The sequence below is a fragment of the Corynebacterium sp. ZY180755 genome (genome assembly GCF_054331495.1).
In genome coordinates, this window is record NZ_CM135811.1 from 1,438,346 (window position 1) to 1,451,684 (window position 13,339).

At 54.1% G+C, this 13,339-nt stretch carries 9 protein-coding genes; 3 read left to right on the forward strand and 6 right to left on the reverse strand.

The genetic code is table 11. From position 1 onward, the window contains the following. Positions 1 to 58: 58 nt before the first annotated feature. The 4 genes from ACXM2N_RS06630 to aspS all read right to left on the reverse strand — a co-directional run bounded on the left by ACXM2N_RS06630 (position 59) and on the right by aspS (position 5,090). Complete coding sequence (locus ACXM2N_RS06630; RefSeq protein ID WP_458487104.1) at positions 59 to 196, reverse strand: hypothetical protein; 138 nt, start codon at positions 194 to 196, stop codon at positions 59 to 61. An 86-nt stretch (positions 197 to 282) separates the two neighbouring features. After that, on the reverse strand, positions 283 to 1,623 hold the full coding sequence (locus ACXM2N_RS06635) for a replication-associated recombination protein A (RefSeq protein ID WP_458487106.1): 1,341 nt from the start codon (positions 1,621 to 1,623) through the stop codon (positions 283 to 285). 3 nt (positions 1,624 to 1,626) lie between these two features. Beyond that, positions 1,627 to 2,892, reverse strand: coding sequence for a phosphotransferase family protein (locus ACXM2N_RS06640; RefSeq protein ID WP_458491056.1), 1,266 nt, complete (start codon positions 2,890 to 2,892; stop codon positions 1,627 to 1,629). 401 nt (positions 2,893 to 3,293) lie between these two features. Then, positions 3,294 to 5,090 carry an aspartate--tRNA ligase gene (gene aspS / locus ACXM2N_RS06645; RefSeq protein ID WP_458487108.1) on the reverse strand — a complete coding sequence of 599 codons (1,797 nt, stop codon included), beginning with the start codon at positions 5,088 to 5,090 and terminating at the stop codon, positions 3,294 to 3,296. Positions 5,091 to 5,629: 539 nt separating this feature from the next. Between aspS and ypfJ the strand changes: the two genes are divergently transcribed. After that, positions 5,630 to 6,514: a KPN_02809 family neutral zinc metallopeptidase gene (gene ypfJ, locus ACXM2N_RS06650; RefSeq protein WP_458487110.1), complete on the forward strand. Its 885-nt coding sequence runs from the start codon at positions 5,630 to 5,632 to the stop codon at positions 6,512 to 6,514. A gap of 32 nt (positions 6,515 to 6,546) precedes the next feature. Here the strand turns inward: ypfJ and ACXM2N_RS06655 are convergent, their stop codons facing one another. Then, complete coding sequence (locus tag ACXM2N_RS06655; RefSeq protein WP_458487112.1) at positions 6,547 to 9,468, reverse strand: DEAD/DEAH box helicase; 2,922 nt, start codon at positions 9,466 to 9,468, stop codon at positions 6,547 to 6,549. A gap of 389 nt (positions 9,469 to 9,857) precedes the next feature. On the opposite strand from ACXM2N_RS06655, the gene ACXM2N_RS06660 reads away from it, so the two are divergent. After that, positions 9,858 to 10,397 (forward strand): CE1759 family FMN reductase, encoded by a 540-nt coding sequence (locus tag ACXM2N_RS06660; RefSeq protein ID WP_458487114.1) that lies wholly within the window; start codon positions 9,858 to 9,860, stop codon positions 10,395 to 10,397. Positions 10,398 to 10,556: 159 nt separating this feature from the next. Then, a complete protein-coding gene (locus ACXM2N_RS06665) occupies positions 10,557 to 11,990 on the forward strand; it encodes an L-serine ammonia-lyase (protein ID WP_458487116.1) in 1,434 nt (477 codons plus the stop codon). 41 nt (positions 11,991 to 12,031) lie between these two features. On the opposite strand, the gene hisS is transcribed toward ACXM2N_RS06665, so the two are convergent. Next, positions 12,032 to 13,315 carry a histidine--tRNA ligase gene (gene hisS / locus ACXM2N_RS06670; protein ID WP_458487118.1) on the reverse strand — a complete coding sequence of 428 codons (1,284 nt, stop codon included), beginning with the start codon at positions 13,313 to 13,315 and terminating at the stop codon, positions 12,032 to 12,034. Positions 13,316 to 13,339 lie beyond the last annotated feature (24 nt).

Sequence of the window (13,339 nt, forward strand, 5' to 3'; positions counted from 1 at the left end):
AAGACTGAAGCTTCCCGCAGATAGGCCACAGGCCTTAACCGAAATCAAGTTATCAAGGTTATGGCTTAGTGACAGTGACGATGAGTGCACCAAGGTTATCGGCTTCATCCACTACGGCGTATGAATACGCACCCAACGCGTAACCGTTTACTGGCACCAGTACCCCTTGCGGCGATGAGGACAAAGTGTTCTGCACTTCCCAGGTTGAAGCGCCTGCTTAGACAGATCTCCTGCTCCTGGACAACGATTGCTGCGGCCAAGCATCACCGTCTGAGCGAAACTCTATGCCCCACGAATCATGCGCCTTAGGCGTCCGAGAAACTCACTAATCCGTTTCTCCCCTCCGTGCTGTGTGGGCTCATAATAAACAGCATCCCTGAGGTTATCTGGAATGTACTGCTGCTGCACCACACCACGGGGATCGTCGTGCGGATACTTGTACCCCACCGCGTTGCCCATCTTCTTCGCACCCTCATAGTGACCATCGCGCAAATGTGGTGGCACCGGCCCGAGCTTTCCGGCTCGCACGTCCGCCAACGCGGAGTCAATAGCATTGATCACAGCATTGGACTTAGGCGCGGTAGCTAGATAAATAGTCGCCTCAGCGAGTGGGATGCGAGCTTCTGGCATTCCAATCAACTGAGCTGCCTCAGCAGCCGCAACGGCGACTCGCAACGCCTGCGGATCAGCCATTCCAATATCCTCTGCCGCATGCACAATAAGCCGGCGCGCAATGAAACGAGGATCTTCTCCCGCATCCACCATGCGGGCCAAATAATGGAGGGCTGCGTCAACGTCAGAGCCGCGAATTGACTTAATGAAAGCACTAGTGACGTCATAATGCTGGTCACCGTCACGATCATAGCGAACCACTGCCCTATCAATGTTGGCCTTAACTATTTCTAGGTTCAGCTCGCCGCCGCTCCTGACGGCCTCACTGGTGGCTTCCAAATATGTCAACGCTCGTCGGGCATCCCCACCGGCTAGAACAACTAACTGGTCAAGCGCCTCATCTGTGACACTAATTTTTCCGCCCAGACCGCGTTCAGACTCTATGGCTCGCTCTAGAACTTTCTTAATTGAGGCATCGTCCAAAGCACGCAACTGCAACAATAAAGAGCGGGACAAAAGGGGTGCAACGACTGAGAAACTAGGATTCTCAGTTGTTGCCGCAACCAGGAGGACAGTTCGATTCTCTACTGCCGCCAACAGCGCATCTTGCTGGGTCTTAGAAAAGCGGTGGACCTCATCAATGAACAGGACCGTGCGAGTGCCGTGAATAAGATCGGTCCTTGCCTTATTAATCACAGCTCGGACTTCTTTAACACCTGAGTTAAGGGCCGAGAGACCCACGAAGTTATACCCAGTTGCGGAGCTCACCAAAGACGCGATGGTGGTCTTTCCCGTACCCGGCGGGCCGTACAGGATTACGGACGCCTCGCCGGAGCCTTCGACGAGTCGTCGTAAAGGCTTTCCGGGCCCTAGCAGATGATCCTGCCCCACCACCTCATCAAGATTGCGCGGGCGCATACGTGCGGCCAGCGGAGAGTGCGCGCCAGCAAAGAAAACCTCGTGCTGATCAGTACTTTCCGTATCCCCTGGGACGTTGAATAATCCATCCATGGATTAACGCTTTGCCATAAGGTGCGCCGTGACCTCGCTTGCGAATGCTGCAACGTCCGCAAAGCGGGCATCTTCGTGACGTGACGCAAACCGTGCCATAGCTTCAAAAGTCTCCCGGAGGTCTTCCCGAATTGTCAGGCATTCCTCACTGACATTGGCACGCTGATCTGAGAAGATCTGCTGAGTGATTGGGGTCAAGCTCTCAGCGATGCGCTCTGCGTTTTCTGAGTTAACCTCGAAATCCGCGTCGAGGAGTTCATTGAAGGCATCACCATCGACTCCTAAATGCATCATGGCCAGACTGGACATAGCCCAGCCCACCATCGCCGTAACGATACGCGCACTGCGCCGCGTTGAGTTATTCACATTTGGCCATATGGCCGAGACTTCTTGTACCCACGCCTCGATGAATACGTCCGCCTCGTCATCGCTAATCGGACGCGTGAACGGGAACTGCGGGAAACCAGCAATGACACAGGCGATATCAAACGTAACGTCACGGAAGCCCGCCCACTCGTAATCAAGGAAATGAGTGCGCTCAGAAACAATGATGTTGTCTGGCGAAAGATCAAACGGGGTGAACGCGCGATGGTGGCCACTCATCAACCGGCGAGAGGCATCAGACGCGAAGTCGCTCACAATTGGGTTGATGGTGAAACCAGCATTGCGAAGAATATGCTCACCAATTTTGATCGAAGCTACGAGCAGGCGTTCCCGGAAATCATAAACGGTTATCCCGCCGGGGTGTTTGGTAAGAATTCTTTTGAGAAGGATCTGGAAATCCTGCTCTTTGTTGAACGTCGCAGCATGCATCTTGCCAATCGCTTCACCCAAATTACGCAAAATCGCTACACGGAGATCTTCGTTGCGTGTTTCCAACAACTCAGCGAAAGTGTCACCGTCACCGGAGTCAGTGATGACTAGTAGCTTCTTTTCTACATCGTGTGCCAACAACACAGGCCCAGGGCGAGAATCCTCGGACAAAGACGTGGTGAACTGGTAGGCAACGATCTCACGCATGAGCGTGGACTGGTCAAAAGCAAACCCTGTGGGTGGCATGTGTTTGAGCACAACACTGCGCTGTTGAAGGAACGGCGATGGAGCCACGCGAGCGCGCAACACAACCGCACCACCCGAGCCACTGAGCTGTTTGATTTCAGTAAGCTTCTGCGAGCCACCAAACCGTTGTGACAGCAGTTGCTCAGCGGTTTCCACAATGTCTGCGATCACAGATTCTGTGACTTCAGTACCTGCCAAGTCAGGATTCATGTTAAGGAAGCTTGTCTTAGCCACATCTGCAGACGCTAATACCTCGTCCATCATCGACGCCCCCTCATTATTCTGAGTGAACGGTTCGTTCGTAGCCACGACCTTTAGCTCCTTTCCTTAGTCCCCACCACTTTATGGTCAGGGTGCGTCCCCTTTGAACTAACCAAACCTGCACAACCGGATCCAGTTAAGACAAATAATGTGGGGTAAGCGCGAACTTTAACACCTAAGTGTAAACAGAAAGACTGTGGTTTAGCTAAGACACACACCTTAATAGCGTCTTTGCCGGATAATGGCAGCTATCCTTCAGAATTGACAGCCAGCATTGAGTTTGCCAAACAAAAGGCTCGCGGCAGATCTGAAATGATCCACCGCGAGCCGAACCTTGTGCGCTAAACCTTTTAGGCCTGCTTACCTTCGACCTTCTTAGGCTTAAAGTCCACGCCAGTCTCCTTGCGCTGCTGCGCTGGGATAGGAGCTGGTGCGTCAGTCAGAGGGTCTACACCGCCACCAGACTTCGGGAAAGCGATAACGTCGCGGATGGAGTCGAATCCACCCAGCAGAGACACAATACGGTCCCAACCAAATGCGATGCCGCCATGAGGTGGCGCACCGAATGCGAATGCATCCAGCAGGAAGCCAAATTTCTCCTGAGCTTCTTCCTCGCCGATACCCATCACATCAAAGACACGCTTTTGGACGTCGTGGCGGTGAATACGGATGGAACCTCCACCGATCTCGTTGCCGTTGCAGACAATGTCGTAAGCGTAAGCGGTAGCCTCACCAGGGTTTTCTTCAAAGTTGTCGATCCACTCTGGCTTAGGCGAGGTGAATGCGTGGTGAACAGCGGTCCACTTGGAGTGCCCCAGAGCAACATCGCCAGAAGCGGTTGCATCTGCAGCAGGCTCGAACAGTGGTGCGTCGACGATCCACGTGAAGGCCCAGTCGCCTTCCTTGATCAGGCCCAACTTTTCAGCGATTGCACCACGGGCAGCACCCAGCAAGGCACGGGAGCTCTTGGTGTCACCAGCAGCGAAGAAGATCGCATCTCCTGGCTTTGCGCCAACGTGAGCTGCAATTCCCTCGCGCTCGGCGTCGGTGATGTTCTTTGCAACTGGGCCACCCAGCTCGCCGTTTTCACCAACGGTGATGTAAGCAAGTCCCTTAGCGCCACGCTGCTTGGCCCATTCCTGCCATGCGTCGAACTGACGGCGTGGCTGCGATGCGCCACCCTCCATCACAACGGCACCAACGTACTCGTTCTGGAATACGCGGAAGGTGGTGTCCTTGAAAAACTCAGTGCACTCGACAATTTCGATGTCGAAGCGCAGGTCAGGCTTGTCAGAGCCATACTTCTTCATTGCCTCGGCGTAGGTCATGCGAGGAATTGGGGTGGTGATTTCGTAGCCGATCAGCTTCCACAGCTCGGCAACGATCTCCTCTGCAAGCGCAATAACGTCTTCCTGATCCACGAAGCTCATTTCGATATCGAGCTGGGTGAACTCTGGCTGGCGGTCAGCGCGGAAGTCTTCGTCACGGTAGCAGCGAGCGATCTGGTAGTAGCGCTCCATACCAGCAACCATCAACAGTTGCTTGAACAGCTGTGGCGACTGAGGAAGAGCGTACCAAGAGCCTGGCTTAAGGCGCGCAGGCACCAAGAAGTCACGGGCACCCTCTGGGGTGGAACGGGTGAGGGTTGGGGTCTCGATCTCAACGAAGTCGTGGGAATCGAGTACTCGGCGAGCAGCCTGGTTTGCCTTCGAACGCAGGCGCAGGGCGTTGGACTGGGCTGGACGACGCAGATCGAGGTATCGGTAACGCAGGCGGGCTTCCTCGCCAACCTCACCAGACTGCGAAGCATCATCAATCTGGAACGGCAGGGCTGCAGCCTCGTTAAGTACCTCGAGTTCAGTTACGTTAACCTCGATCTCGCCGGATGCAAGGTTTGGATTTTCGGAGCCCTCTGGGCGAGGCTCCACAACTCCGGTGACCTTGACGCAGAACTCACTGCGCAGGTGGTGTGCCTGCTCAGCTACTTCATTCTCACGGAAGACGACCTGTGCGATACCAGAGGAATCACGCAGATCGATGAAGATCACGCCACCGTGATCACGACGGCGGGATACCCAACCAGTAAGGGTTACGGTCTGGCCTGCGATGTCCTTACGGAGCTCGCCGGCGAGATGAGTGCGCAGCACGTGCACCAATTCCTTTCAATGAACGTTGAAATCATGTCAATGTAGCCACATTACTATCCGCTTTTTGGGAGCAGATTTCCTGATGCAACAAACATTCTTCTGTTGAGTACAACTGCCGTAAAAAAGTTACAGGAGTAAATTCCTGAGACGTTTTTCACAAGCGTGGTGTTCAACTAAGAGTTCTAGGGCAAATATCCTACCCCGCTCCGCGGGAAAACCTTAAACCTGCGGTCCGCAGCACCCCCTCAATGACGTCTACGTAGTGATCTCCATCTCATGACCCCGTCTGCTAGGAACCGTTCTGTCAGGGAGACAGTCTTACGATTAGCCCACACTCAGGAGACACACCGCCCCAGCAGCAACCGCTGCACCGTATACGCAAGCTTGTTGCGTGTTGACGAAATATCTTCGCAGCGCTGCAAACTTGCTGAGACATGAGATTCCCCTCAGGGATTTAGGCCAATTCCCGAGGATTCGAAATCTCAGTTATCTCTAAGGCTCGCCAACTATTGCCCATATTTTTATGGCATGATTTTGGCATGACATTTCGCTCAGGTATGAAGAAACCCTCAAACCGCGCATACACAAGTGGTGGTGGCCGCGGTGGCCGTATCGCAGCTGGCGGTGGCATTGGCTCACTGATCCTCGTGGGCCTGTTCCTGTTGCTAGGCGGCAACCCAGCAGAAGTCGGTCAAATTGTCGGGGGCGGCCAAAGCCAGGGCTCCGGCGAGTTCTCCGGTTCCCTTGATCACTGCGATACCAGCGACACAGCAAACGAGTACACCGACTGCCGTATCGAATACACCGCTTTATCCGTTGATGACTTCTGGACCGAAGAGTTACCAAAGCAGGCCAACATCGAATATCAGCGCCCAGAAGTAGTGGTGTTCGACGGTACAACCCAGTCTGCGTGCGGCACCGCATCTAACCAGACCGGCCCGTTCTATTGCCCCGGTGATAATGGTACGTACTTCGAGCCAACGTTCTTCGACTCTCTCACCCAATACGGTGGCGAGAACACACCATTTGCGCAGATGTACATCGTGGCACACGAGTTCGCCCACCACATCCAGAAATTGGAAGGCACCCTAAGCCTGTCCAACTACAACGATCCAGGAGCCGATTCTGGTGCCGTACGCATCGAGCTTCAAGCTGACTGCTACGCGGGTATGTGGGCTAACTATGCTTCTTCCGGCGAGACCAAGTGGATTGAGGAGGTTACCGAGGATCAGGTTCGCGATGCCATCACCGCCGCCCGTGCGGTTGGCGACGATAACATCCAAGAGCGTGCGACCGGCGAGGTACGCCCAGACACCTTCACTCACGGAACCTCTGAACAGCGTCAAAACGCATTTCTCACCGGTTACCGCGAGGGAAAGATGAGCGCTTGCGACACTCTTGGTCGTGATGTCTACAACTCCTAAGAGTCAGTAGTTCCACACCTCAGGAGCACTGCCTACGGTAAATCCGTAAGCGGTGCTTCTTTCTTTTCCTCAACTTCCAGTCTGTCATCCAGGCCAAGGCGCAATCGCTCTTGTTCAATGATCTGCTTTGCCAAGTCAGACTCTGAGATATCAACTGCGTCTGGTATGTCCGCCGCATTCGATTCACGAGCAAAGCGGTCAAAGATTGCACGCTTGCGGCTTGTGATCTCCAACAGCCGCTCATCAACAGTTTCGTCACCAATCAGGCGATACACGTTAACAACGCTCACTTGGCCAAGCCTATGCGCACGAGCAATAGCCTGATCTTCAATCGTGGGTTTTACCTGAACCTCAGCAAGTATCACCACAGAGGCCTTTTGGATATTAAGACCAACTCCACCGGCACCGATCTGAGCAAGTAACACATTTCCTGCTTTACCAAGCTGGTCGACTAGGTGCTGTCTCTTCACGGGCGGAACGTCACCGTTGATAATCCCAACGCACTGCGCCGCAAATTCGCCATTCAAACGATCCAAAACGTCCCTGAAGTAACTGAAGATCAACACATTGCGGCCGTCTTCTGTTGCCTCTTGGATGATTTCTCGCATCCGCTCGATTTTTGCAGATAGCGGCGTTGGTGCCATCATGGCTGCTCGACGCGCCTGCATCCAGTTTCGTCTTTCGATAGCGGCAACGTAATTCTTCTGGTCCTCAGGGCTAAGCTCTACCCATTCCAAGTGCTCTAGTTTTTCCGGGAGCTCATCTAGAACATCCACTTGGTTACGCCGCAAATATACGGGCGCGATCAACGCCCGGAAATCCTTCGGCCGCATTTTTTCGCCATCCCCCAGCAGTTCCGGGTTGATATAGGAAACTAGCTGAGCGAACTCACTAACACGGTTTTCTAACGGAGTGCCGGTCATCAATATGGCCCGCTGGGATAAGCCAATTAAACGCGCCACCGCTTGAGACCGCTGTGCCTGCGGATTCTTAATCATGTGTGCTTCATCGACGATGAGCAGGCTGCAAGCCCCAAGCTCGGTGGAGCGTACCCCCTCATAGGTAACGATGAGCACTCCGCCCTGCTCGCGCCACATCGATATGGCGTCGTCTTTCTGATTTCCGTGGCCCACGTGCACAGTGAGAGTTGTAAACTTCTCCACTTCTCGTTTCCAGTTGACGATAAGCGAAGCCGGCACAATTGCAATGATCGGCGCTTCAGCCGGTGCATGCACACCCTTCGCTGATGACAAATCATCGTTGGCATCGGAATACGAGTAATCCAGCTCGTGGATCTTGGTTGCTGGGTTTGACTTTGATTCTTCGGCGTCGGAGAAGGGCAACAGCTCGCTCAAGTAATGGCCGAATTCCTTTTGGGAATACGTGGCGCTGATGTGCGCGGCTGCTGCTAGGGCCTGAACCGTTTTGCCCAAACCCATCTCGTCACCCAAAATCACCTTCTTTTGGACCAGACAATATTTAGCGCCAAAGCTCTGATAACCGCGGAGCTGAATGTCCTTCATGGCGGAAAGGTCCAAGCTAAACGAGCGGATAGCAGTTAAAGTGCCTCCATTAAGCCCGAACCCAGTGTCTTCGCCTTTGCCAAGACCGCCGGATGCCATGAGGTTAGCTAAGAGCGTCTGGTAGTGCGCGGGGTTCGCTAGGTAGTCCGCCCAAAGATCGTCCGGTAGATCCACACTACGGCTGGGCAAGAACGTTCTCGGGGTGGCCTGAGCCCATGCGATATCTTCCACAAATTGGTCAAAATAAGAATCGCCTACTTTGACCACGAGGAAGGGCCCGCCGGTCATGGACAGTTGTTGAGGGAACTCGGAAAAATAAGAGATCAACCGGTCGCGGCGCTCTGATTGCTCGAGCGTGATCTGGTGGGCGGCACCGAAACTAGCGAGTACGTTGAGCAGCCCCATCGTCGTTGGATCTTTGGAGTCTCCAATGGTCTTAACGGGCAGTGCAGATGCTTCCGAAAAAAGAGTTTGAGCTGCTGCTTTCATCCTGAGTGCAGTTTGCTCACCAATGCCTGGTACCTGCGTGAGACGCTCTACAGACTGGTGCAAAACATCTGCTACCGTGCGCACACCAATATCATCGAGTCCGTTGAAGCGGAGTCGATCTTTCGTGACTTCCTTAAGCTTCTCGATCGGCATCGTTTGCACCAGAGCATTAGCCTTACTTACCGCAATCTGACGAAGCAAGTGTTGGGCCTCAGCATGCAGTTTGCTGATTGAGTATGGGTGTTGGTGTATTTCTCGAACAAGCTCGTGCGCCGGAACAACGTACTTGCGATCAAGGGTATCCAGCACGGCACCGGACAGCCCTAAACTACTGAGAATATGGTTCTGAGCGGCCCGAACGTAGTGTGGATCAATTCCATGGGCGCCTTCAAAAAGGGCTACGCCGTTGCTCTGCGCAGCGTGAGCTCTCTGTGCACGACCAATGATTGCCGTTGCTTTGTGCTCCACGGCCTCAAATTCTGGTGAAAACAAGAGATCATGTAGCGTTGACGCACTTGATTCCATTTGTTTTACAGATGGCCCAAAGCCGAAACTCGCGCTCAATCGGGATAGCACCCCACGCTGAAGCCTTCTCGCGTCATCAGCCAAAGCCAGTGCTTGTTCCGCTTGATCTACGTATTTACGAAGAACGCCTAGAGCAACGTCCTTCGTATCGTACGCCTGGTGTGGCGGGAAGTAGCCGTCGTTGTCGTCTGGTCGCCGATCAAACTCAGCGCGAAGAAAGAGGGCTGGCGGCCAGGTTATGGTTTGCGGGTCAAAGAGATAAAAACTACCCGTGTTGTCCCCCAAGCTCACCCGCGGCCCTAGGCGCATGTCTCCCGGATCCGCGTCAAACACGGCCAGGATGGATTTAGCCGCAAGCACATTAACTTTAACGGGCTTGACCTTGTCCAAAGTTTGCTTCAAGTGCGCAGAATCCATGGGTTTTATTATCCCCGCTAAAGGGCATGCGCGTGCAAATCTCAGGGCGCAACCTCTACAGCGCACATGCCTTCACCCTGCAATAGACTCAACGGTAGAAGGTGGCGTGTGAAAACTCACTTAAGAGATTGCGCCATGAGTGATTGCTCAGCCAGCGAACAACAGGCGCTGGCCCACTTAGCGATGTGCGGTGATACTTATGTGCTGACGTTGTTCACCGCCATTCTGGATCAATTTCAACACCAAAGATCGTCCTTAACCCAGCAATTTCATGCAGGCTAGCCCGTGGACTCATACCCAAAGGTGCAGAGCTTTATTGCACAGCGTTCCCTTTCCTGATCCAATGGTGGATTATTGGGTGTTTTCCCTTTCCGATACACTGGGTGATTATGCGTACGATCATTGTTATCTCTGCTGGCTTATCCTCACCATCTCGTACCACGAGGGTTGGCAGTGCGATAGGTAACGCGGTGAAAGCAGAACTCCAGGCAAACGATGACGACGCCGCTATCTACACCGTTGAGCTCAAAGACTTAGCGCATGATTTAGCCGACGCCATGACCGGTAACGGAAGTCTCACACCTGCACTGAAACAGACAGTTGATACCGTTGCGGGGGCAGATGCCATCATTGCCGTTACTCCTGTCTTTCAGTCCAGCTACTCCGGACTGTTCAAAATGTTCTTTGACGTCTTCTCCCCTACGGCTTTGGTGAACACTCCGGTGATTATCGCAGCTACTGCAGGTTCGCAACGTCACGCTCTTGTGTTGGAGTACGCTGTACGCCCGCTGTTCGCGTACTTGCGTAGCGCTATCGTGCCAACAGGTATTTTCATCTCTAAAGATGATGACCTCGACAACCTATCAGAGGCGCTCTCGGACCGGTTAAAGCGAGCAGCTCGGGAACTGGGATCGTTACTGGTTGGCTAACTCTGCCCCAAACATCGGTCACCTGCGCTGATAGATAAGCGACTTCTAGATTAAGTGATCCTAAACTATCGGGTCTATAATTCTTCACCAACCAACTCCCCCAGTCGCAGCTTCTCCTCCCTATACTTGGGTCAAGTTTCAAGTTAAGAGGAGAAGCATTTGTTCATTTCTGCGATCGATCTTTTCAGCATTGGTATTGGCCCGTCCTCGTCGCATACCGTAGGCCCCATGCGCGCGGCGAAGCGATTTGCTGAGAAAACCCTCCACGATCGCAGCGAGGATGCAACAATCAATTTCGTTATCCACGGATCGCTGGCCGCAACCGGTAAAGGCCATGGTACTGATCGTGCCGTCATTCTCGGCCTCGCCGGCTATGAACCGACCACCGTCCCCAGTGACTTAGAGCCCGCTTACGGTTCTGAGATTCCCACCCGTGGAACTATCAGCGGTCCGCTAGGTTGTCTTAAGTACCAGTTTTTCTCAGATCCTCAGCCCCTTGATGAGCACCCCAACGCCCTGAGTTTTTGGGTTACTGATGACAGCAGGATGGACAACCTCCCAGAATCTTGGGGCAGTGAACGAAACCCGCATCGCTACTACTCAGTCGGCGGTGGTTTCGTGCTTGACCATGAAGAGTTCACCTCTCAGAGCCGCGACAAAGATCTGGGGGCGGGTGCATCCACTCAGAAGCGCAGGGCTAGTCACCCCTATCAGTTCAACAATGCTCAGCAACTGCTCGCCATCGCAGATGAAACCGGCATGAGCATTCCCGACATCGTGATGGCCAACGAGGTTGCTGAACATGGCAGTGCCGAAGTAATAGAGGAACATCTGGACAAAGTGTGGGAAACCATGTCTGGCTGCGTCAAGGCTGGTATCTCCACTACCGGAACGTTGCCCGGCGGCCTTAACGTTCGCCGTCGCGCACCGGAGCTCTTTGAGTATGTGAACTCACACCTCCACAGAAAAGACGATGATCCACTGTGGGCTATGGAGTGGGTCAACCTCTATGCGTTAGCCGTGAATGAGGAAAATGCGGCCGGCGGACGTGTTGTCACGGCCCCTACCAACGGTGCTGCCGGAATCATTCCAGCGGTTTTGCACTACGCGCGCGATTTCCGCGATGAATTCGACGCAACCACCCACCGAGAATTCCTCCTCGCTGCGGCCGCCGTGGCCATGATTATCAAACGCAATGCCTCGATCTCTGGCGCAGAAGTTGGGTGCCAAGGTGAAGTGGGTTCAGCATCCGCCATGGCCGCAGCAGGACTCGCACAGATCTTGGGCGCAACGCCCCACCAAGTGGAACATGCAGCGGAGATTGCCTTGGAGCACAACCTAGGCCTTACCTGTGATCCCGTTGGTGGTTTGGTCCAGGTTCCGTGCATCGAGCGCAACGCTATAGGCGCAGTAAAATCCATCAACGCGGCTCGCATGGCTTGCCTGTCCAGCAGCCAGCACCTAGTTTCGCTTGACGACGTCATCAAGACCATGGCAGAAACCGGCCGCGACATGCTCACCAAGTATAAAGAAACCGCCACCGGCGGTTTGGCTGTGAACCTAGGGTTCCCAGTTAACCTCACTGAATGCTAGAACGGCCACCAGCTAAAGCTGGTGACCGTTCTTCGGAGAAGCTAAGAGACCTGCAGCTTCTGCTTGATAACCGAACCAAGGCTATCCAGCGCCACGTCTTCTTGGTGGTGCGCACGCAAATCCTTGACTGCGATGGTCCCGTTCTCGAGTTCACGGTCGCCCAATACCAGCGCAACCTTTGCACCAGCTCGATCAGCGCCCTTCATCGCACCCTTGAGACCACGATCACCAAAAGCCATGTCTGCCTTGATGCCGGAACTGCGAAGTTGCTCAATGATCTTGATCATTGCGCGTTTGGCATCAGCGCCCATGGCTACGCCGTAAACGTCCACGCGGGACCCATCCGTCATGGCCTTCTTCTCTGCTTCAAGCGCCAGCAAGCAGCGGTCAACACCAAGCGCGTAGCCAATACCGGATAGATCCTGACCACCGAGCTGTGCCATCAGGCCGTCATAGCGGCCGCCGCCACCAATACCGGACTGCGCGCCCAAGCCATCGTGAACAAACTCAAAACAAGTTTTGGTGTAGTAATCCAAACCACGGACCATGCGGGGATTGATGACATACTCCACGCCGATATCGTCCAACAGACCAGTCACGGTCTCGAAGTGTGCCTTGGCCTCGTCCGACAGGTGATCCAACATCAACGGGGCATCCGCGGTCATTTCCTTGACCTCAGGGCGTTTATCATCCAACACACGCAGTGGGTTGATTTCGGCACGGTGGCGAGTCTCCTCATCCAAAGGCAGCTTGAATAAGAATTCCTGCAGCATGTCTCGGTACTGCGGACGGCAGGTGTTATCACCTAAGGACGTCAGCTCGAGTCGGTAGCCGCTAAGGCCAATAGCCTTGAGGCTGCGATCCGCCGTGGCAATTACTTCAGCGTCCAACGCGGGATCGTCTACACCAATAGCTTCAATGCCTACTTGCTGGAGCTGACGGTAGCGACCAGCTTGAGGTCGCTCGTAGCGGAAGAAAGGACCGTAGTAGTTGAGCTTGACCGGTAGCTGGCCACGATCCATGTTGTGCTCAATGACGGCGCGCATGACGCCTGCCGTACCTTCTGGACGCAGCGTCACGGACCGACCACCGCGGTCAGCGAAGGTGTACATTTCCTTGGATACTACGTCCGTGGACTCGCCAACGCCACGTGCGAACAAGGTGGTGTCTTCAAAAACTGGAAGCTCAATGTGTTCGTAGCCCGCCAGGTGGGCCTGATGCGCGAAGGTATCCCTAACAGCAATGAACTCCGGCGATGCCGGCGGAAAATACTCAGGAATACCCTTCGGTGCGGAAATCTTTTGCAGCTTCTTTTTCTCAGTCACGAATAACAAGCTTAGTGCAAAAGC

What these genes read in the sequence shown, in the direction of transcription:
- ypfJ (WP_458487110.1), top strand. Translation starts at nt 5,630, where the DNA reads ATGACATTTCGCTCAGGTATGAAGAAACCCTCAAACCGCGCATACACA.
- ACXM2N_RS06640 (WP_458491056.1), bottom strand. Translation starts at nt 2,892, where the DNA reads ATGAATCCTGACTTGGCAGGTACTGAAGTCACAGAATCTGTGATCGCA.
- ACXM2N_RS06660 (WP_458487114.1), top strand. Translation starts at nt 9,858, where the DNA reads ATGCGTACGATCATTGTTATCTCTGCTGGCTTATCCTCACCATCTCGT.
- ACXM2N_RS06635 (WP_458487106.1), bottom strand. Translation starts at nt 1,623, where the DNA reads ATGGATGGATTATTCAACGTCCCAGGGGATACGGAAAGTACTGATCAG.
- ACXM2N_RS06655 (WP_458487112.1), bottom strand. Translation starts at nt 9,468, where the DNA reads ATGGATTCTGCGCACTTGAAGCAAACTTTGGACAAGGTCAAGCCCGTT.